The sequence below is a fragment of the Mesorhizobium sp. WSM3860 genome, from assembly GCF_002294995.1.
GTDB lineage: Bacteria > Pseudomonadota > Alphaproteobacteria > Rhizobiales > Rhizobiaceae > Mesorhizobium.
This window is the reverse complement of record NZ_NSGF01000016.1, coordinates 41,686-59,987: the sequence shown is the minus strand read 5'-3', so window position 1 is coordinate 59,987 and position 18,302 is coordinate 41,686. Positions and strand designations below refer to the sequence as shown.

General features: G+C 64.4%; 20 protein-coding genes, 1 pseudogene and 1 riboswitch. Of the genes and pseudogenes, 6 read left to right on the top strand and 15 right to left on the bottom strand.

From position 1 onward, the window contains the following. Positions 1-45: 45 nt before the first annotated feature. From CK220_RS22810 to CK220_RS22795, 4 genes are all read right to left on the bottom strand, one after another. Positions 46-966 (bottom strand): pirin family protein, encoded by a 921-nt coding sequence (locus CK220_RS22810; RefSeq protein WP_095813692.1) that lies wholly within the window; start codon positions 964-966, stop codon positions 46-48. An 8-nt stretch (positions 967-974) separates the two neighbouring features. Then, positions 975-1,241 carry a DUF2277 domain-containing protein gene (locus CK220_RS22805; protein WP_095813691.1) on the bottom strand — a complete coding sequence of 89 codons (267 nt, stop codon included), beginning with the start codon at positions 1,239-1,241 and terminating at the stop codon, positions 975-977. Positions 1,242-1,428: 187 nt separating this feature from the next. Continuing rightward, positions 1,429-1,680 carry an exodeoxyribonuclease VII small subunit gene (locus CK220_RS22800; protein ID WP_095778033.1) on the bottom strand — a complete coding sequence of 84 codons (252 nt, stop codon included), beginning with the start codon at positions 1,678-1,680 and terminating at the stop codon, positions 1,429-1,431. Between the two features lie 3 nt (positions 1,681-1,683). Then, complete coding sequence (locus CK220_RS22795; RefSeq protein ID WP_095813690.1) at positions 1,684-2,610, bottom strand: histone deacetylase family protein; 927 nt, start codon at positions 2,608-2,610, stop codon at positions 1,684-1,686. Between the two features lie 114 nt (positions 2,611-2,724). Then, positions 2,725-2,903: riboswitch (cobalamin riboswitch) on the top strand. Between the two features lie 42 nt (positions 2,904-2,945). Between CK220_RS22795 and bluB the strand changes: the two genes are divergently transcribed. Continuing rightward, positions 2,946-3,683, top strand: a complete 738-nt coding sequence (gene bluB / locus CK220_RS22790; RefSeq protein ID WP_095813689.1) for a 5,6-dimethylbenzimidazole synthase — start codon at positions 2,946-2,948, stop codon at positions 3,681-3,683. A gap of 32 nt (positions 3,684-3,715) precedes the next feature. On the opposite strand, the gene CK220_RS22785 is transcribed toward bluB, so the two are convergent. Next, positions 3,716-4,696, bottom strand: a complete 981-nt coding sequence (locus CK220_RS22785; RefSeq protein WP_095813688.1) for a hypothetical protein — start codon at positions 4,694-4,696, stop codon at positions 3,716-3,718. A gap of 144 nt (positions 4,697-4,840) precedes the next feature. After that, positions 4,841-5,431 carry a TetR/AcrR family transcriptional regulator gene (locus CK220_RS22780; RefSeq protein WP_095813687.1) on the bottom strand — a complete coding sequence of 197 codons (591 nt, stop codon included), beginning with the start codon at positions 5,429-5,431 and terminating at the stop codon, positions 4,841-4,843. Positions 5,432-5,552: 121 nt separating this feature from the next. Here CK220_RS22780 and CK220_RS22775 point away from each other — a divergent pair, with 121 nt between their 5' ends. Further along, positions 5,553-6,773: an MFS transporter gene (locus CK220_RS22775; protein WP_095813686.1), complete on the top strand. Its 1,221-nt coding sequence runs from the start codon at positions 5,553-5,555 to the stop codon at positions 6,771-6,773. 24 nt (positions 6,774-6,797) lie between these two features. Here CK220_RS22775 and CK220_RS22770 read toward each other — a convergent pair whose 3' ends face one another. The 3 genes from CK220_RS22770 to aroC all read right to left on the bottom strand — a co-directional run bounded on the left by CK220_RS22770 (position 6,798) and on the right by aroC (position 9,713). Further along, positions 6,798-7,334, bottom strand: a complete 537-nt coding sequence (locus CK220_RS22770) for a GNAT family N-acetyltransferase (protein ID WP_095813685.1) — start codon at positions 7,332-7,334, stop codon at positions 6,798-6,800. A 32-nt stretch (positions 7,335-7,366) separates the two neighbouring features. Further along, positions 7,367-8,467, bottom strand: coding sequence for a 3,4-dihydroxy-2-butanone-4-phosphate synthase (ribB, locus tag CK220_RS22765; RefSeq protein ID WP_095813684.1), 1,101 nt, complete (start codon positions 8,465-8,467; stop codon positions 7,367-7,369). A gap of 127 nt (positions 8,468-8,594) precedes the next feature. After that, positions 8,595-9,713: a chorismate synthase gene (gene aroC, locus CK220_RS22760; protein WP_095813683.1), complete on the bottom strand. Its 1,119-nt coding sequence runs from the start codon at positions 9,711-9,713 to the stop codon at positions 8,595-8,597. A gap of 212 nt (positions 9,714-9,925) precedes the next feature. On the opposite strand from aroC, the gene CK220_RS22755 reads away from it, so the two are divergent. Then, positions 9,926-10,183: a DUF1344 domain-containing protein gene (locus CK220_RS22755; RefSeq protein ID WP_095813682.1), complete on the top strand. Its 258-nt coding sequence runs from the start codon at positions 9,926-9,928 to the stop codon at positions 10,181-10,183. Positions 10,184-10,372: 189 nt separating this feature from the next. Here the strand turns inward: CK220_RS22755 and CK220_RS22750 are convergent, their stop codons facing one another. The 4 genes from CK220_RS22750 to CK220_RS22735 all read right to left on the bottom strand — a co-directional run bounded on the left by CK220_RS22750 (position 10,373) and on the right by CK220_RS22735 (position 13,427). Continuing rightward, entirely contained in the window at positions 10,373-10,960 is a 588-nt protein-coding gene (locus tag CK220_RS22750; protein WP_095813681.1) for a histidine phosphatase family protein, read from the bottom strand. A 52-nt stretch (positions 10,961-11,012) separates the two neighbouring features. Next, a complete protein-coding gene (fabI, locus tag CK220_RS22745) occupies positions 11,013-11,831 on the bottom strand; it encodes an enoyl-ACP reductase FabI (protein ID WP_059186698.1) in 819 nt (272 codons plus the stop codon). Positions 11,832-11,938: 107 nt separating this feature from the next. Then, on the bottom strand, positions 11,939-12,865 hold the full coding sequence (locus CK220_RS22740; RefSeq protein WP_095813680.1) for a J domain-containing protein: 927 nt from the start codon (positions 12,863-12,865) through the stop codon (positions 11,939-11,941). Between the two features lie 97 nt (positions 12,866-12,962). Beyond that, a complete protein-coding gene (locus tag CK220_RS22735; protein WP_095813679.1) occupies positions 12,963-13,427 on the bottom strand; it encodes an RT0821/Lpp0805 family surface protein in 465 nt (154 codons plus the stop codon). A 40-nt stretch (positions 13,428-13,467) separates the two neighbouring features. Between CK220_RS22735 and pdxH the strand changes: the two genes are divergently transcribed. Further along, positions 13,468-14,085 (top strand): pyridoxamine 5'-phosphate oxidase, encoded by a 618-nt coding sequence (gene pdxH, locus CK220_RS22730; protein WP_095813678.1) that lies wholly within the window; start codon positions 13,468-13,470, stop codon positions 14,083-14,085. A gap of 21 nt (positions 14,086-14,106) precedes the next feature. On the opposite strand, the gene CK220_RS22725 is transcribed toward pdxH, so the two are convergent. Both CK220_RS22725 and CK220_RS22720 read right to left on the bottom strand, forming a co-directional pair. After that, complete coding sequence (locus CK220_RS22725; protein ID WP_095813677.1) at positions 14,107-14,859, bottom strand: crotonase/enoyl-CoA hydratase family protein; 753 nt, start codon at positions 14,857-14,859, stop codon at positions 14,107-14,109. A gap of 27 nt (positions 14,860-14,886) precedes the next feature. Further along, complete coding sequence (locus CK220_RS22720; RefSeq protein WP_095813676.1) at positions 14,887-16,653, bottom strand: acyl-CoA dehydrogenase family protein; 1,767 nt, start codon at positions 16,651-16,653, stop codon at positions 14,887-14,889. Between the two features lie 214 nt (positions 16,654-16,867). Here CK220_RS22720 and CK220_RS22715 point away from each other — a divergent pair. Both CK220_RS22715 and CK220_RS22710 read left to right on the top strand, forming a co-directional pair. Continuing rightward, positions 16,868-17,060 (top strand): annotated as a pseudogene (locus tag CK220_RS22715) (hypothetical protein). A 126-nt stretch (positions 17,061-17,186) separates the two neighbouring features. Next, positions 17,187-18,296 (top strand): glycoside hydrolase family 25 protein, encoded by a 1,110-nt coding sequence (locus CK220_RS22710; RefSeq protein ID WP_095813754.1) that lies wholly within the window; start codon positions 17,187-17,189, stop codon positions 18,294-18,296. The last annotated feature ends 6 nt before the right edge of the window (positions 18,297-18,302 follow it).

Sequence of the window (18,302 nt, the reverse complement as noted above, 5' to 3'; positions counted from 1 at the left end):
AAATGCGTGTCAGTGACGCGCCTGGCGCAGGATGTCCATCCTGCGCTAACCTTCCGGCAGCGGAATGAATTCTTCCTCATCGCCAGGAACGATATCGAAGCGGCGCGTCTTCCATTCTTCCTTGGCCTGCTCGATGCGTTCTTTCGAGGACGAAACGAAATTCCACCAGATATAACGTTTGGAGCCCAGCGAGGCTCCGCCGAATAGCATGAAATGCGCGCCGCGCTCGGACGACACGACGATCTCCTCGCCCGGTTTGAACACCAAAAGCCGCTCGGCCGGGAAGCGGTCGCCGGCAATCGAAACCTCGCCCTCCAGCGTGTAGATGGCGCGTTCCTCGGCATCGGCGGGGATTTTGACGCTGGCGCCCGCCGCCAGCCGCAGATCGGCATAGAGCGTCTCCGAGGCGGTCGCTACCGGCGAGCGCAGCCCGGAAAATTCGCCGATGACGACGCGGCCACTGACGCCTTCGGCGTCGATTTCGGGCAGTTGGATCACCGACGTGTTCGCGAACACCGGGGCGATTTCTTCCTTGCTGTCCGGCAGCGCCAGCCAGGTCTGCAGGCCGGAAATCGACATCGGCGCACCGCGCAATTCCTCGGGTGTGCGCTCGGAATGAACGATGCCGCGGCCGGCGGTCATCAAATTCACGTCGCCCGGCGCGATCACCATTTCGGTGCCGAGCGAGTCGCGATGCCTGATCTTGCCGTCGAACAGATAGGTGACGGTGGAAAGCCCGATATGTGGATGCGGGCGCACGTCGATCGCATGGCCGGCGCGCAGAATGGCCGGACCCATGCGGTCGAAGAAGATGAACGGACCTACCAGCCTGCGCTTTGCCGTCGGCAAGGCGCGGCGAACCTCGAAGCCGCCGATGTCCTTGGCGTTGGGAATGACCATCAACTCGATCTGGTCGCAGGCGAAGGCGTCGCCGGCCTCGGGATCGTTGCCCGGAAAAAAGCTCATGACCGGCGTCAGGCGAAGCGGAGCGCGGATCGGGCCTTCGCCTTGGCGGCCTCTTCCTCGCGGTTGCGCGGATGCTGGGTGGTTTCGAGGCTGTCGAGCAGCTCGCGCGCGGCGGCGGCTATCGCCTCGACGGCGTGATTGAAGGCATGCTCGTTCCGCTTGGCCGGCTTGGTCGCGCCGCTCAGCTTGCGCACGAACTGCAGCGCCGCGTCATGGACCTCGTCGTCGGTCGCCGGCGGATCGAAGTTGAACAGCGTCTTGATGTTTCGGCACATGCTTTAACTCCTTACCTGCTTTCTGCCCGAACCGGTCTGAAATTGTGCACCGAGTTGTGTTGAGATTCAGGTCAGGCCGAGCCGAAAATGGCGGGTTCCGAGAACCGGAGCGGAGCGTATTTGAAGTACGTGAGCACCGGAAGCGCAGGAAGCCGCCTTTTGCAGGCCGGCCTCACCTGGATATCCTTCATTCGGCGTCGAGCGGCTCCGTTCCCACCGGCTTGCCGTCGCGCGAAAGCCTGATCTTCTCGACCTTGTCCTCGGCCGCCTTGAGCAAGCGGTCGCAATGGGCCTTCAGCGCCTCGCCGCGCTCGTAGATCTTGATCGACTGGTCGAGCGGAACGTCGCCGCGCTCCAGATCATCGACGATCTTCTCCAGCGCGTCCAGCGCCTGTTCGAAGCTCATCGCCTTGACGTCTTGGTTAGCTTCATCAGCCATCATTCATCCCTTCATCAGCCGCCCGACATGGGCGGCGACCGAAAATGCCAGTCCTTGCAGATCGTAGCCGCCCTCCAGCAGGCTGACGAGCCGGTTGCCGCTGTGGCGCCCGGCGCGCTCCATCAGCTGGCCGGTCGCCCAGTCGAAATCATCCTCGGTCAGGTTGATCTCGGCCAGCGGGTCGCGATGGTGCGCATCGAAACCGGCGGAAATGATGATCAGATCCGGCCTGAAGGCGTCGATCGACGGCAGCACGCGCGACAGGAAGGCGTCGCGGAACGTGTCGCTGCCGGTGCTCGGCGCAAGCGGCGCGTTGACGATGTTGCCGGCGCCGGTCTCGCTCTTGGCACCGGTGCCCGGATAGAGCGGCATCTGGTGGGTCGAGCAATAGAGCACCGACGGATCGTCCCAGAAAATGTCTTGCGTGCCGTTGCCGTGATGAACGTCCCAATCGACGATGGCGACGCGCTCGGCCTGATGCTTCTCCTGCGCATGGCGGGCGGCGATCGCCGCGGTGTTGAACAGGCAAAAGCCCATCGCGGTCTTCTTTTCAGCGTGATGGCCGGGCGGACGCGCGGCAACGAAGACATTGGCGGCGCGGCGTTCGAAAACATCGTCAACGGCGGCGTTCGCCGCGCCGATCGCCGTCACCGCGGCCTGCCAGCTCTTCGGACTGGCGCTGGTGTCGGCATCGATCGAGACGATCCCCGTCTCGGGAATCGCAGCGCGGACACGGTCGACGAAATCCTCCGGATGCGCATAGAGGATCGTCGCCTCGTCGCCTTCCGGCGCCTTGACGCGGTCGAGAGCCGAAAAAGCCTCGTCGTCGAGCACGCGCTCGATGGCGCGCAAACGGTCGGGCCGCTCGGGATGGCCGGGCGGCGTGAGGTGTTCCAGGAATACCGGGTGGGTGTAAAGACGAGTGGTCATGGCGCCTAATCTAGGCACCTGTCGCGCGGATAGCCATGTTTCAGTGCCGAATGGTTGGGGAAATCGCGCCCGATCGTGTCGCTGGCGGCATTGGCTCGGCTTCCGCATCGCGATAAGGTCGCGCCGCTGCCTGGTGCCCGCAAGGCGGGAGAATCGGGAACACGGTTGAAATCCGTGGCGTGCCCAACGCTGTGAGGGGTACCGCGCCGGCAAAAGCCACTGTCCTAGACGGGAAGGCGCCGGATGCGGGTCGATCCCGAGCCAGAAGACCGGCCCGGCAGACATGGTCATCCGCATGGTCAGGCGGAGGACTGCTTATCGCAAAGGGACACGCGATGCAGGCACGAATAGCCGCCGCCGGCGGCGATGACTTTGACCAATTGGCGCGCGATGCCGTCTACCGGGCCATGTTCACCCGGCGCGACGTGCGCAGCCATTTCCTTGCCGACGATCTCGACGACAGCGTTTTGGCGCGGCTGCTCACCGCGGCACACCACGCGCCGTCGGTCGGCTACATGCAGCCCTGGAACTTCATCGTCATCCGCGACGCCACAAGGCGGCGGCAGGTGCGCGACCTTTTCCTCGCCGCCCGCGAACAGGAAATGCCCGCGATCGAGGCGGATCGGCAGGCGCTCTACTGCAAGCTGAAGCTCGAAGGCATCTGCGAAAGCGCGCTCAACCTCTGCATCACCTGCGATCGGCAGCGCTCGAAGAACTCGCCGCTCGGGCGCTGGCACAACCCGGAGATGGATCTCTACAGCACCGTCTGCGCGGTGCAGAATTTCTGGCTCGCGGCGCGGGCGGAAGGCGTCGGGGTCGGCTGGGTGAGCATCATCGAGACCGAAGCGCTGAAGCGACTGCTGTCGATCCCCGAGCACGTCACGCCGATCGCCTATCTCTGCGTCGGCCGCGTCTCGGAATTCGCGCCGCGACCGGATCTCGAAGCGCATGGCTGGGGCAAGCGCCTGCCGCTGCCCGAATTGGTGATGAGCGAGACCTTTTGCGGCGCGGGGGAGGCGCCGCTCAAATCGGCGATCGCCCTTCTTGGTTCCAGTGAAGGGGCGAAGCCGTGATCAGGCGGCCTTCGTGAATCGAGGTGCTGTGCTCAAGCAGTCCTTGGTGCGTCCCAGCGCGAGCCGCCGAAGGGGCTGAGCGCCTTGTCGCGCAGTTCCCTGAACTTGGACGAGGTTTCGGCCAGGCGCCGGTCCCATTCCGCATTGGGGACCTGGCCCTCGATGGTGGCGAAGTAGACCTGCATCAGCGAAGCGATGGCGAAGGGCTCGATGAAAGCCGCTTTGAAGGCCCAGGCGAAGACCATGGCCAGCACGAAGGCCCAGCCGGCAAGCTGGCCCGGCATGACCCAGAGGATGGCGGCGGCGGGCGCCAGCATCAAAAGGAAGATGACGAAGGACACACCCCACATGATCACCGCCAGCCACACGGCGTTCTTGACCATCAACTTGCCGTTCTGCGCGTAGAGCACGACGCCTTGCCTGGCGGTCTCGAAAGGTGAGTTGGAATTGATGCGGATGTTGTAGCCGAGGATGATCTCGTCGACATAGGTCAGCGACAGGCGGATAACGGTGTTGATGAAGCTCACCAGACCGCTCAAGCCTGGGATGGGCAGGAACGCAGCAATGCCGCCGATCAGCCCGGTGATGGCGCGGATGGCGCCTTTGACGAGCTGGTCGACGACGAAAAGGATGTTGGCCTCGGCGAAGCGCTTCGTCACCACTTCGCGCGCATAGGCGATCTGGCCCTGGCCGTCGGGAACGTCGTGCCCGTCGAGCAGATGGACCATGACGGCGATATGGCCGGCCTTGAGCACATAGAGGATGTATTCGCGGATCCAGTAAACGGCAATCGAGACCACGCCGAAGCCGACGACCCCACCCCACAAGGCAAAGGACATCGGCCCGTCCGGATCGGTCGAGATGTGGCCGACGCCGTAACCGACGCTGGCGCCGGTGCCGGTCGCCATGATGTAGGCCACCGTGATGCCGAAGTAGACGATGATTCGAAAGACGATGAACGGCCACGTCCGCATCATGATGGACACCGACCGGCCGATGCTGAAGTCCCACATGGCCCCGACCCTCCGCCTCAGAGAATTGGCGGGAGAGGATGCGCTCGCTCCTGCCAAAGTCAATGTCGCAGGGATTTTGAGCGGGGGACAATTGTTGGGGGCAGCGCGGACCCGGGTGATCGCCCGGAACGCCGCGGCCGCATGCTATTTGCTTTTCAGGCCTTCCAACAGCTGCTTGAACGCCGCCACAACCTTCTTCGATGTCGCTTCCGGATCCTTGGAATTGGCGATGCGCTGCGAGGCTTGGCTGCTGGCGCCGTTGATGAGCCGCGCCGCGGTCTCGGGATCGAGATCGGGAACGACGATGCCCTCCTCCTGCAGCTTTGACAGGTGATCGGTCATTGAAGCCGTGCAGGCGCTGGCGTTGGGCCACTGAGCCGGATCGCCGAGCACGGCCGGGCCGTCCCGGAACATGATGCGCTGGATTTCCGGCTCAAGCGCCATCTCGATATAGGTGGTGCATTCGTCGACGAAATGCTGCCAGCGAGTAGGCGCCCGCGAGGCCACCTCATTTACCCGCGCCGCCATCTCGGCGTCGATCTCGGCGATCACCGCCTGCAGCAGCCCCTTCTTGTCGCCGAAATGGTGATAGAGCGCGCCGCGCGTCAGACCCGCCGAAGCGGTGAAATCATCCATCGAGGCCTCGGCATAGCCAATGGCGCCGAAGGCTTGGCGCGCGGCCGCGATCAGCTTGGCGCGCGTCTCGGCGATCATCTCCTTGCGGGGTTTGTGCATGCCTTCTGGCCCTGTTCACATACGTCGCGTATGCCAATTGACATACGCCACGTATGAACTATATGACACTCATACGCTGCGTATGTAATTGCGGCGCCTTCCCTTGTCGAGGAAAAGCACCATGCGAAACCCCTATTCGGAAATCTTTCGGGCTCCCGGCACGAAGGGCTTCGCCGCGGCAGCCTTTATCGCCCGGCTGCCGATCGCCATGGCGCCGATCGGCATTGTGGCGATGCTGTCGCAAACGCATGGCGAGTACTGGCTGGCCGGCGCGGTCTCGGCCACATACGCCCTGGTCAACGCCTTCCTGTCGCCGCAGGTCTCGCGGATGGTCGACCGCCTCGGCCAGAGCCGCGTTGCCGTGCCGACGACGCTTGTCTCGGTGCTTGCTTTCGCGACCTTGATCGTCGCGGCCAACCAGCACTGGCCGGTATGGACCTTGTTCCTATCCGCGCTGCTTGCCGCCTTAATGCCCAGCATCCCGGCGCTGGTCAGGGCGCGCTGGACCGAGATTTTTCGCGACCGCCCCGAGCTCAACACCGCCTTCGCCTTCGAATCGGCCGCGGACGAGCTGGTCTATGTCGCCGGGGCCTCGCTGTCGGTGGGCTTGAGTGCCGCGCTGTTCCCGGAAGCCGGGATGGCGGTGAGCACCTTGCTGCTCGCCTTCGGCTCGGCGGCATTCCTGCTGCAGCGTTCGACGGAGCCGCCCATTCGGCCGGCCGAGGATGGCGCGGCCGGTTCGGCGATCCGCCTGCGGCCGGTGCAGATCATCACCTTCGCGCTGATCTTCGTCGGCGCGACCTTCGCGACCACGGAAGTCGCCACCGTTGCCATTACCGAAGAGCTCGGCCAGCCCGAAGCAGCCAGCCTCGTCATCGGCGTCTATGCACTGGGATCCTTCGTGCTCGGCATCGTCGTCGGCGCGCTCAGTCTGCGCACGCCGCTGCAGCGCCAACTTGCGATAGCGGTCGCCGTCATCGCGCTCACCACGCTGCCGCTGCTTTTTGCCGACACGGTGCCGACGCTGGCGCTTGCCGTCTTCGTCAGCGGCGTTGCGATCTCGCCGACCTTCATCACCGCCTTCGGCCTGATCGAACGCCACGTGCCGCCGGCAATGCTCACGGAAGGCGTGACATGGGTGACCACCGGGATCGGCATCGGCATGGCGCTGGGCTCCTTCGCCGCCGGCTGGATGGTCGACACTTTTGGAGCGCAGAACGGGTTCTGGGTGTCGGTGGCGGCAGGCGCAGTCGCTTTGGTCACCGTCCTCGCCGGCCAGTGTCGGCTGGCGACGCCGGACTGCGACTTGGACGGAGACGAAGCGGCTGTCCCGGCCGAATGAACCGATGCATCCGACTCTGGCTGGCTATATGTCCTGCTGTCGAACGAACTTCGCCGCCGGGAATGCGTAAAGCCCCGTCGGCGCACCATGGAGCATGACCTCCCGCTCGAAAACGAAGCCGCATTTCTCCAGCACGCGCCGCGATGCCGGATTGGCGGGACGCGCCAGTGCGATCACCCGATCGGCGCGCAAGCGGCCAAAAGCCGCGCGCAGGGTCCCCCGGACGAGTTCCGTCGCGTAGCCATGTCCCCAGGTCTCGGGATGAAGATGATAGGACAAGTTCAGCCCATCGAAATCGCTCGATGAGGTGACGCCGCCGAAGCCAATCAGCTTCTCGTTGACTTCGACCGCCCAGCGACCAAATCCGTGCCTGTCCCAATGATCGATGTCGCGAGCGAGCCTTGCGGCACTCTGTTGCGGCGTGTCCGGCGTCGGGTCGGGGCGATGCGCAACCAGTTCGGGGCGCGAGAAAAGATCGGCCAAAAACTCCAGATCCGCCGGTGTGGGTCGGCGCAGCAGCAGTCGTTCGGTCCGCTGGCTGACAGGCAATGGCGCGGCCATCGTTTGTTCTCCGCCCCCTGTCGGCCGAAATGTCAGAGAATTTCCGTCTTGGCGATGTGGATGCCGAATCCTTCGAGGCCGACATAGTGGCGCTCGCGCGAGGCGATCAGGTTGATCGAGGAAATCCCGAGATCCTTGAGGATCTGGGCGCCAAGGCCGATCTCGCGCCACTCGTTCTCGCGACGGCGCGCCTCTTCGTGATCCTCGCGGTCGCCGCTCTGTGGCCGCTTGCGCTCCTGATGGGCGACGCCGACCGAGCCTTCGCGCAGGTAGACGATGACGCCACGCTTGCGCTCGCCCATCGCCTTCATGATGTGGTCCAAGCGGTGGGTGGTGCCGAAGACGTCGCTCACGACGTCTTCCGAATGCAGCCGCACCGGCACCTCCTCGCCGTCGCGGATATCGCCGAACACGACCGCGAGATGGTGCATGGAATCCCAGGGCAGCGTGTAGGTGAAGACCTGCGCCTTGCCGCCGGGCGTCTCGATGTCGGAGCAGGCGACACGCTCGACCAGCGTTTCCTTGCGCTGGCGATAGGCGATGAGATCGGCGACCGAGACCTGCTTCAGCCCGTGCTGCTCGGCGAAAGCCTGCACCTCCGGCCCGCGCTTGACGGTGCCGTCGTCGTTGACCAGTTCGGAGATGACGCCGATCGGCGGTAGCCCGGCGAGCTTGCAGAGGTCGACCGCGGCTTCCGTATGGCCCGAGCGCATCAAGACACCGCCCTCGCGCGCGATCAGCGGGAAGATGTGGCCGGGCCGCACGAAGTCGGAGGCACCAACATTGCCGTTGGCGAGGTTACGCACGGTGAGCGTGCGGTCGTCGGCCGAAATACCCGTCGTGGTGCCGTGCTTGAAGTCGACGCTGACGGTGAAAGCCGTGGTGTGGGCGGAATCATTGTCCGCCACCATGGGCGCAAGGTTCAGCCGCCTTGCGTCCTCGCGCAGCATCGGCGTGCAGACGATGCCGGAGGTGTTGCGGACGATGAAGGCCATCTTTTCCGGCGTGCAGTGGACGGCGGCAACGATCAGGTCGCCCTCGTTCTCGCGCCCGTCATCGTCCATGACGACGACGATCTCGCCGCGCTCGAAAGCACGGATCGCTTCGACGATCTTCTTCTGGTCGTATGGCATGGACGCTCGCTTCGCTCGCAGTGAATGGTGAATAGTGAATGGTGAATGGTCAGTAGTGAGTAGTCGGTAGCGGGAAATCACTGGTTGGGCGTAACGCACACATTGTGCCTTCCCGACCATTCACTATTCACCATTCACTATTCACCACTCCCTTCCCCGTCTGTCCTCTATGCCGCAGATAATGATCCGCAATCGCGCAGGCAACCATGGCCTCGCCGATCGGCACGGCGCGGATGCCGACGCAGGGATCGTGGCGGCCCTTGGTCATGACCTCGACATCCTTGCCGTCCTTGTCGATCGATTTCCGCGGCGTCAGGATCGAGGAGGTCGGCTTGACGGCGAAGCGGGCGACGATCGCCTGGCCGGTCGAGATGCCGCCGAGGATGCCGCCGGCATTGTTGGACAAAAACACCGGCTTGCCGTCATTGCCGATCCGCATCTCGTCGGCATTCTCTTCGCCGGTGATGCGGGCGGCTTCGAAGCCGTTGCCGATCTCGACGCCCTTGACGGCGTTGATAGACATCAGACCGGAGGCGATGTCCTGGTCGAGCTTGGCATAGATCGGCGCGCCGAGGCCCGCCGGAACACCTTCGGCGACGATCTCGATCACCGCGCCGACCGAGGAGCCGGCCTTGCGGATGCCGTCGAGATAGGCGGCAAAGACCGGAACCGAGGCCGGGTCGGGGGTGAAAAACGGGTTTTCCGCATCGCCGATGAAATTCCAGTTCCAATTGGCGCGATCGATTGACTTTTCGCCCATCGAGACCAGCGCGCCGCGCACCACCATGCCCGGAACCACCTTGCGTGCCAGCGCGCCCGCCGCCACCCGCGCTGCGGTCTCGCGCGCCGAGGAGCGGCCGCCGCCGCGATGGTCGCGCAACCCGTATTTGACCTGATAGGTGTAATCGGCATGTCCCGGCCGGTACTGGCGGGCGATCTCGCCGTAATCTTTGGAGCGCTGATCGACATTCTCGATCAGCATCGAGATAGGCGTGCCGGTGGAGATCATCGTCTCGCCGTCCTCGTCGAGGACGAAGCCGGAGAGGATCTTGACCTCGTCCGGCTCGCGGCGCTGGGTGACGAAGCGCGACTGGCCCGGGCGGCGCCGGTCGAGCTCGGCCTGGATGTCCTCGCGCTTGAAGCGGATGCCGGGCGGGCAGCCGTCGACAACGCAGCCAAGCGCGGCGCCATGGCTTTCACCCCAGGTGGTGACGCGGAAAAGATGGCCGAAGGTGTTGTGAGACATGGAAAAACGCCCTGCCCGGCGGCGGAGCCGGTTCGCCGGTTCAAGCGTGCCTTCTATTGGCGTTTTCCACAGCGGTCAAACGATGATCGGATGCATCAATCTGTGATCCGGAGGATTTAGTTTTGACACATTCGGTTGGTTTCTGCTCTCTTCCATCCGCCGTTGAGGATCCGCCGTTGCTCATGCCGGCGCAATGACCAAAGAGGACGACGATGCGTACCCTGATTGGCGCCGCCTGCGCCATGTTGCTCATTTCCACCGCCGCCGCGTTCGCCGGCCAGACCGAAGGCCTGATCAAGAAGGTCGACAAGGACACGCTGACGCTGACGCTGGATGACGGAAAGTCCTATAAGCTCAACGCCGAAACCGATCTCGACGCGCTAAAGCCCGGCATGGATATCGTCATCGCCTACGACGTGACCAATGGCGAGAATGTCGTGACCGATATGCAGCTGCCGGACAGCGACTAGAATCATCTACGCCGCGAGGTCTAGCCGAGGACGCAGTGCGAGGGCCGAGGACGCCTTGGCATTGGCCCGAGCCCCAAACGCTTGGTCATTCTGGAGCGAAGCCAGGAGCGCAGCGACGCAGTGCAGACCCCAGGATGACGACGTTCGAGGCCTTTGGCCGACCCCAACACACGACCTAAAACGCAGGCCCTACAGCCACTCCAGGCTGCGGCCCTCGAGCCGGAGCAGGCGGTCCTGCGGCATCTCGAGACTGGCCGCTTCCTTCTTGGACATGCCTTCGACGATGCGAAACAGGCAACGCATGACGCCGCCATGGGTGACGCAGACCGTCTGCCGTTGAAGCGCGTCGACCCACGGCCTGATCCGTTCGAGCAGCGTCTCGTAGCTTTCCGCACCCTCGCCGGGCGGCTGGAAATCCCATTTGGCGTGCCGGCGCCCGTCGGTCGAACCCGGAAGCCTGGACTCGAGCTCGGCAAAGGTGAAACCCTGCCAGTCACCGAAGCTCATTTCGACAAGCCGAGGATCGGTGCGGTAGGCGAACGGATCGAGCCCCATCGCGGCGCGCATCAGCTCCATCGTCTCGCGCGTGCGCCGCATCGGGCTGGCGACAAAGTCGAAATCCGCAGGATCTCTGACGAACTCAGCCAGCCGGCGACCGTTCCGGGTCGCCTGCGCGCGGCCGAGCGCGTTGATGTCGGTGTCTGCCTGCCCCTGCAGCCGACGCTCGGCGTTCCACTGCGTCTGGCCGTGGCGGGCGATGTAGACGAGCGGATACATCAGGTCTCCGGAGGTCGGGCCAGGGCCTGGACGGATAGATAGGCGGAGAGAACTAGTCCTTGACGGTCGAGATGTCGGGCGCGTCGACTGCCTTCATGCCGACGACATGGTAGCCGGAATCGACGTGATGGACCTCGCCGGTCACGCCGCGCGACAGGTCCGACAGGAAATAGACGCCGGAATCGCCGACCTCTTCCTGCGTCACCGTCTGCTTGAGCGGCGCGTTGTACTCGTTCCATTTGAGGATATAGCGGAAGTCGCCAATGCCGGAGGCGGCAAGGGTCTTGATCGGGCCGGCCGAGATGGCGTTGACGCGGATCTTCTTGGCGCCGAGGTCGACGGCGAGATAGCGAACGCTGGCCTCGAGCGCCGCCTTGGCGACGCCCATGACGTTATAGTGCGGCATAACCTTCTCGGCGCCGTAATAGGTCAGCGTCAGCAGCGAGCCACCTTCGCTCATCAGCGGCTCGGCGCGCTTGGCGATGGTGGTGAAGGAAAACACCGAAATATCCATGGTGCGCAGGAAATTGTCGCGCGTCGTCTCGACATAGCGGCCGGTGAGCTCGTCCTTGTCGGAGAAGGCGATGGCATGGACGAGGAAGTCGAGCTTGCCCCAATGCTTGGCGATGTCGGCAAAGACCGCGTCCAGGCTTTCCGGATCGGTCACGTCGCAATGGCCAGCGACATGCGCGTTGAGTTCCGCCGCCAGCGGCTCGACGCGCTTTTTGAACGCCTCGCCCTGATAGGTCAGCGCGATTTCGGCGCCGTGATCGACGCAAGCCTTGGCGATGCCGAAAGCGATCGACCGATTGTTCGCGACGCCAAGGATGAGGCCCCGCTTACCGGCCATCAGGCCCTGTCCACCCGCCATGTGCGCAATTCTCCGCAAGAATGTCTGCTTTGTGGAGCCCTATCGCACAGGCACAGGGCCCCTTCAAGCGTCGAAAACAGACTGGCTTGAGGAGAAAACCGCTTCGATCAGCCTTTCCGCCGGCGCATCAGGGCTTCGAGATCGGCGTCTCCACCCTCCGGCAGCATCAGCCGCACATGGGCGTAGAGGTCGCCGTGGCCGCCTACTTTTTCCGGCAGACCCCTGCCCTTCAGGCGCAACACCTTGTCCGAGCTCGACCATGCAGGAACGTTGACCGCGAGCCTGCCGGTCGGCGTCTCGACGGCCACCTTGGCGCCGAGCACCGCGTCGGCGAGTTCCACAGGCAGGTCGACATGCAGGTCGCGGCCCTCGATGCGATAGCGCGGATGGCGGCGAATGTGGATCTTGACCAGTGCGTCGCCCGGCTCGCCGGGCCCCTGCTCGCCCTGACCCTTCAGGCGGATGGTCTGGCCCTCCTCGACATAGGCGGGAAGCTTGACCGCCATCTTGCGACCGTCAGGGAACATCGCCGTCACCTTCTCCGCGGTGGCGGCCTCTTCGACGGTGATGTCCAGCGTGACATTGAGGTCAGGCGCCTGGACCGGCTGGCGACGGTCGCCACGGCCTGGACCGCGCGCACCCGAAAAGGCCTCGCCGAAGATCTGGCTGAAGATATCGCTGTTGCCGTCGAAAGGATCGCCGCCCGGACGACCGCTGCGGAATTCGAAATGCGCCCCGCCAGGGCCCTGCTGACGGCGGAACCCGGCAAACGGATCGCCGCCGGCCGCGCCCTCGAAGCCCTGGAATCTCGGCTTTCCGTCGGCGTCGATCTCGCCGCGATCGTAAGCTGCGCGGCGCTTCTCGTCGCCGACGATCTCATAGGCCTGATTGGCGGCGGCAAAACGCTCTTTCGCCTTCGGATCATTCGGATTCTGGTCCGGATGATGCTGCTTGGCGAGCTTGCGGTACGCCGATTTTATTTCCTTGGCCGAGGCGTTCTTGGCAACGCCCAGCACCTCATAGGGGTCGCGCATGCTTCCTGCCTGAAAAAGAGATTGGGTCCACAGTCGCCCTCTATATGCGCTCGCATAGGAAGAAATTCCAGTGGCGCAAGTTGCCTGGAGAGTGAAATTAGAGCGCCTTGAACTCCTGCATGCGCCAGCCTCCGGCGCTGGCCATGCAGAGTTCGCCCTGGTACATGGCGACGCCGTCGAAACTTTCCCGCGTCGCGTTGAAGCGGCGGCAGGTCAAGTCGCCATCCTTGAGTTCCACCAGCTCGGTGATCGAGCCGCGCGAGCCGGTGCCGGCATTGGCCCATGGCACTGCCTGGCCGCCGAGCTCCTGGACGTCGGCGGAAGACACCGCATTGCCGATCGTGGTCTGGTCCGAGTCGTTGTCGCTGGTTGCCGGCATGGCGGGCGAGGACGGCGCGCTGGAGGTGATGATCGAGCGGTCAACCTCCGCCTTCTCGAGGCTGAAGCCGCCGGCGCCACAGGCCGCGAGCGGAAGCGCCAATGTCAGCAACGCAGCCTTGGCGCTGGCCGAAGCAATAACGCTCCATTGCCCGCTGTCAAAAGCTTGCGCGATACGCGACAATCGGCGAACTCCTCCCGCAACGTTAAAAATTTGGAAAACTATGAACGAAAGCGAGTTAACAAGCGGTGACTTCGCCGGGGCTTTGGAGCCGTTCCGGCTGTTTGCCGAGTGGCTGGACGACGCTGTCAAGAGCGAGATCAACGATCCCAACGGCGTTGCGTTGGCAACCGTCGATGCCGATGGCATGCCGGATGTGCGGATGGTGCTGCTCAAGGGGTTCGACGAAAGGGGGTTTGTCTTCTACACGAATTTCGAGAGCGCCAAGGGCCGCGAGATTCTTGGCAGCATGAAGGCGGCGATGTGCTTCCACTGGAAATCGCTGCGCCGCCAGGTGCGCGTGCGCGGGCCGGTGGAGATCGTCAGCGACGCCGAGGCCGACGCCTATTATGCGACGCGGCCGCGCGGCAGCCGCATCGGCGCCTGGGCCTCGAAACAGTCGCGGCCGCTGGAAGGCCGCTTTGCGCTGGAGAAGGCGGTGGCCGAGTACACGGCGCGCTATGCGATCGGCGAAATCCCGCGGCCGAAACACTGGTCGGGCTTCCGCATCCTGCCGCAGACGATCGAGTTCTGGCACGACCGTCCGTTCCGGCTGCATGACCGCATCGTGTTCTCGAGAAACGACGCCGGCGGCTGGGACAAGGCGCGGCTCTACCCCTGAGATCGCCGAGAGTGGAGATTTTCAGCCTTTCTTGCGGGCCATGAAGGCGGTCAACGCTGCGCGCGCCTCGTCGGACTTCAGTCGCTCGCCAAAATACTCACTTTCGACCTTGATGCGGGCGACGAGTTCCTCGCGCGGCTCACGCATCAGGTCGCGGGCAATTTTGAGCGCCTGCGGCGGCTTGGCGGCGATCTCGGCGGCCGCAGCCAGCACCGCACCCTCCAGCGCGTCTTCCGCGACCACATCGTAGATCAGGCCGGCGGCCTTGGCGCGCTCAGCCGAAAAACCTTCGCCGAGACCGAGCAGCGCGAAGGCGCCCTGGCGGCCGAGGATCTGTTGTGCCAGCAGGCTGGAGCCGGCTTCCGGCACGAGGCCGAGGTCGACGAAGGGGGTGCGAAAGAGCGTGCGCGGCGTGGCGAAGGTCAGGTCGCAATGCAAATTGAGCGTGGTGCCGATGCCAACCGCGATGCCGTCGACACCCGATACCATCGGCTTCTCCGCCTTGGCCAGCGCCATCAGGAAATCCCACACCTCGTTGCCGCCCTCGCCGCCGGTGGCGATCACCAGGAAATCCGCAAGGTCGTTGCCGGAAGAAAAGGCGCCGGGCACGCCAAGGAAGACATGGGCGCGAACCGCCGGGTCGGCGTCGCCTTCAGAAAGGGCGGCCGACATTTTCGCGTACATGGCACGTGTCAGCGCGTTCTTCTTGTCCGGCCGATTCATGCGGATGATCTGCACGGCACCGCGGCGCTCGATGAGGATATGGTCGGTCACGATGGGTTCCTTCGGCTGACTGGCTCTTCAGGCGATCAGCGCCTTGCCGGCGGCGGCGAGACTTTCGGCGCCGTCGATGACGCGCTCCTTGAGCGCGCGTGTCTCGCCGAGGAGGTTTTCGGCAAAGAAGCGGCAAAGCGGGACGCGGCGGCGGTCGACGAGGCCCCCTTGCGCCAGATAGGCGCCGCCGGCGGCGAGCGAGATCAGGCGCAGATAGGGCGTGGCGCCGGCCATCGCGGCATCGGCCTTGCCGTCGGCCATCAGCCTTTGCAAGAAGCGCGTCGCCTCGTCGAGATCGGCAAGCGCGCGGTCGAGATTGTCGGCGGTGCGGCCAAAACCCTCGATGTTGGAGGTGCGCACCGCATCGGCCATCGCTTTCAATTCGCCGATGTAGCGATGCATATGCTCGCCGCCGCCGAGCGGCAGTTTTCGCGAGACGAGGTCGATCGCCTGGATGCCGTTGGTGCCTTCATAGATCGGCGCGATGCGGGCGTCGCGATAGAGCGCCGCCGCGCCTGTCTCTTCGATGAAGCCCATGCCGCCATGCACCTGGACACCCAGCGAAGCGACCTCGACGCCGACATCGGTCGAAAAGGCTTTCGCCAGCGGCGTCAAAAGATTGGCGCGGTCGCGCCAGTTCGCGCCGGCCTCGCCCTCGGCGACACGTGCACGGTCGATGGCGTGCGCACAGGAATAGGCGATAGCCCGCGCGATCTGGGTCAGCGCCCGCATGGTCAAGAGATTGCGCTGCACGTCCGGGTGATGGACGATCGGCGCCATGCCGGACCCGGCATAGTCCGAGGCCTTCCCCTGCCTGCGCTCATTGGCATAGGCGATCGCCTTCTGCGTTGCCGTCTCGGCCACCGCAACGCCCTGCATGCCGACGGCGAGGCGAGCGTTGTTCATCATCGTGAACATGCAGGCCAGCCCTTTGTTTTCCTCGCCGACCAGCCAACCGATGGCGCCGGGCGTAATGCCCTCAAACCCGTCGCCATAGATCATGGTGCAGGTCGGCGAGGCATGGATGCCGAGCTTGTGCTCGAGGCCGGAACAGAAGACATCGTTGCGGGCGCCGAGCGAGCCGTCGTCATTGACCAGAAATTTCGGCACCAGGAAGAGCGAGATGCCGCGCGTGCCGGCCGGCGCATCGGGCAGCCGCGCCAGCACCAGATGGACGATGTTGTCGGTGAAATCGTGCTCGCCATAGGTGATGAAAATCTTCTGGCCGAAGATGCGGTAGGTGCCGTCGCCGGCGGGCTCGGCGCGCGTGCGCAGCGCCGCAAGATCCGAGCCGGCCTGCGGCTCGGTCAGGTTCATCGTGCCCATCCACTCGCCGGAGACGAGCTTGGCGAGATACTTCGCCTTGAGCTCCTCCGACGCATGCTTGTCGAGGGCTTCCACCGCGCCCATGGTCAGCGTCGGACCGATGCCGAAGGCCATGGCGGCGGAGTTCCACATTTCGAGCGCGGCGACGGCCAGCATCGTCGGCAGGCCCTGGCCGCCATATTCGGCCGGCCCGGACAGCGCGTTCCAGCCGCCTTCGATCCAGCGCTGGTACAGCTCCTTCCAGCCGGGCGGCGTGGTGACAGAAGCTCCCTTCAACACCGCGCCACGCTCGTCGCCGATCTTGTGGAGCGGCGCCACCTCCTCGCTGGCGAAACGGCCGGCCTCGGCCAGGATCGCGTCGACCAGGTCCTCGCCGAGATCGCCGAAGGTGCCGGCATCCAGCGCGGGCTTCAGGCCGGCCACATGCTTCAGCGTGAAGGCGATGTCCTCGACCGGTGCGCGATACATGTTTGCTGCTTCTCCTCCAGTGCGGCCAACCGTAGTCGCGTGGCCGAAGCAAGGCCATCCATTCTTGGGTTGGCCTGTCCCTTCTTTTTACGTAAACGTCAAACTTTGTCACGCGGATTTTGCAAGCGTAGAACTTCGTCATCCACGGGCGGAAAGACGCGTAGCGTATTATCTGCCGTTGGCAGACCAGAGAGATATCGTGCACCGGGAAACCATGCTTGCCAGACCTGACGCCTATCGCTGCATCGAACGCGGTCTCCCATGGGCCGGCCTACTGGACGAACCGCGGCATATTGTGCTCGCCGCAATGCTCGCTGGCGCATCACGAGAAGCGCGCCGCCGAAGGCTCGCTGCCGCAGGAGTCGGCGCCCGATCCGTTCAAGGTTCAGTCGCTGTTCCGGCGCTGAACACCTCGCGGTTTGAAAGCACTTCCTTAACCATAGCGGTCCAGGATGGTCCTCTGGTCAGTGGGGACACCCTGATTGAAAAAGCCGGCGCGCCCTCTTCGCCGCCTGGCGCTTCTCGCGGCTGCGATGGTGCTGGGCACGGCGGCAAAGGCCTCGGATTTCTCCGAGCCGTGGAAGAATGCCGACCGCGCGCTGGTGATCGACGCCTACGAATATAATTCCATCGACTGGGCTGAGCTTGCCACCGACAAACGCATCGTCGGCTTCATCAACAAGGCGTCCGACGGGCTGCCGCCGCCCTATTTCTGCTTCGGCGACGAGACCGAGGTGAAGCTCTGCAAGGCGCTGTGGAAGCGCCATGCGGTGACGCGCGAGCTTTTCCAGACGCGCAAGGTGGTGGCCAAAACGCTCGGCCTGAAATGGGGCGCCTATCACCTCGCCCGCCCCGGCAATCCGGTCGAGCAGGCCAACAATTTCGTCGATTTCGCCGAGCCGGCGCCGGACGATCTCATTGCTCTCGACATCGAGGGCATCGATCCCACGCAATGGATGTCGCTCGAGGACGCGGAAGAATTCGTCCGCCAGGTTCACCGCCGCCTCGGCCGCTTCCCAGTGCTCTATTCGAACGGCAAGACCGCCCAGTACATCGCCGACAACCGCTACACCTACCGGCTGCTGTCGCGGCTGCCGCTCTGGTATGCGCGCTACAAGCCCGACATCGACGTGCATTTCCCGATGGGCAACTGGCAGGGTTACGCGCTTTGGCAGTTCTCGGCAAAGGCGAACTGCGGACGCTTCAGCTGCCCCTATCGCGTGCCGGGCACGCCCAACGACATCGACGTCAGCGTCGCGCCGTTGAAAGCCGATGAGTTGCGCCAGCAATGGGCGTTCGGCGGGCTGGTCGACGTGCCGGCGGATTACCTCGCCTCGATCCCGGTGCCGATCCCGCGCGAAGCGGGCCTCGCCGGCAAGGTCACCATCACCTATGCCGATGTGGCGACACCGCCGACCATCGAGGAAATTGTCGCGGTGCTCGGCGCGCGCTGGGTGAAATTCCGCGATGGATTCCGCATGCCGGTGGTCAAGACCGTGCCGCAGCGGCCGAGCTTCGGCATCGTGCAATATGTCGCCTGGAAACGGGCCGGACAGCGCACGCCCGAACAGCTCGACGCCGCCTTCGCGGCCGCCGATCCGGTCAGCACCGCATCGACGACGCTCGACCACCGCAGGCAGTAGTCGACG

Coding starts and splice junctions, on each gene's coding strand:
- CK220_RS22810 (WP_095813692.1), bottom strand. CDS start 966: ATGAGCTTTTTTCCGGGCAACGATCCCGAGGCCGGCGACGCCTTCGCC.
- CK220_RS22805 (WP_095813691.1), bottom strand. CDS start 1,241: ATGTGCCGAAACATCAAGACGCTGTTCAACTTCGATCCGCCGGCGACC.
- CK220_RS22800 (WP_095778033.1), bottom strand. CDS start 1,680: ATGGCTGATGAAGCTAACCAAGACGTCAAGGCGATGAGCTTCGAACAG.
- CK220_RS22795 (WP_095813690.1), bottom strand. CDS start 2,610: ATGACCACTCGTCTTTACACCCACCCGGTATTCCTGGAACACCTCACG.
- bluB (WP_095813689.1), top strand. CDS start 2,946: ATGCAGGCACGAATAGCCGCCGCCGGCGGCGATGACTTTGACCAATTG.
- CK220_RS22785 (WP_095813688.1), bottom strand. CDS start 4,696: ATGTGGGACTTCAGCATCGGCCGGTCGGTGTCCATCATGATGCGGACG.
- CK220_RS22780 (WP_095813687.1), bottom strand. CDS start 5,431: ATGCACAAACCCCGCAAGGAGATGATCGCCGAGACGCGCGCCAAGCTG.
- CK220_RS22775 (WP_095813686.1), top strand. CDS start 5,553: ATGCGAAACCCCTATTCGGAAATCTTTCGGGCTCCCGGCACGAAGGGC.
- CK220_RS22770 (WP_095813685.1), bottom strand. CDS start 7,334: ATGGCCGCGCCATTGCCTGTCAGCCAGCGGACCGAACGACTGCTGCTG.
- ribB (WP_095813684.1), bottom strand. CDS start 8,467: ATGCCATACGACCAGAAGAAGATCGTCGAAGCGATCCGTGCTTTCGAG.
- aroC (WP_095813683.1), bottom strand. CDS start 9,713: ATGTCTCACAACACCTTCGGCCATCTTTTCCGCGTCACCACCTGGGGT.
- CK220_RS22755 (WP_095813682.1), top strand. CDS start 9,926: ATGCGTACCCTGATTGGCGCCGCCTGCGCCATGTTGCTCATTTCCACC.
- CK220_RS22750 (WP_095813681.1), bottom strand. CDS start 10,960: ATGTATCCGCTCGTCTACATCGCCCGCCACGGCCAGACGCAGTGGAAC.
- fabI (WP_059186698.1), bottom strand. CDS start 11,831: ATGGCGGGTGGACAGGGCCTGATGGCCGGTAAGCGGGGCCTCATCCTT.
- CK220_RS22740 (WP_095813680.1), bottom strand. CDS start 12,865: ATGCGCGACCCCTATGAGGTGCTGGGCGTTGCCAAGAACGCCTCGGCC.
- pdxH (WP_095813678.1), top strand. CDS start 13,468: ATGAACGAAAGCGAGTTAACAAGCGGTGACTTCGCCGGGGCTTTGGAG.
- CK220_RS22720 (WP_095813676.1), bottom strand. CDS start 16,653: ATGTATCGCGCACCGGTCGAGGACATCGCCTTCACGCTGAAGCATGTG.
- CK220_RS22710 (WP_095813754.1), top strand. CDS start 17,187: ATGGTGCTGGGCACGGCGGCAAAGGCCTCGGATTTCTCCGAGCCGTGG.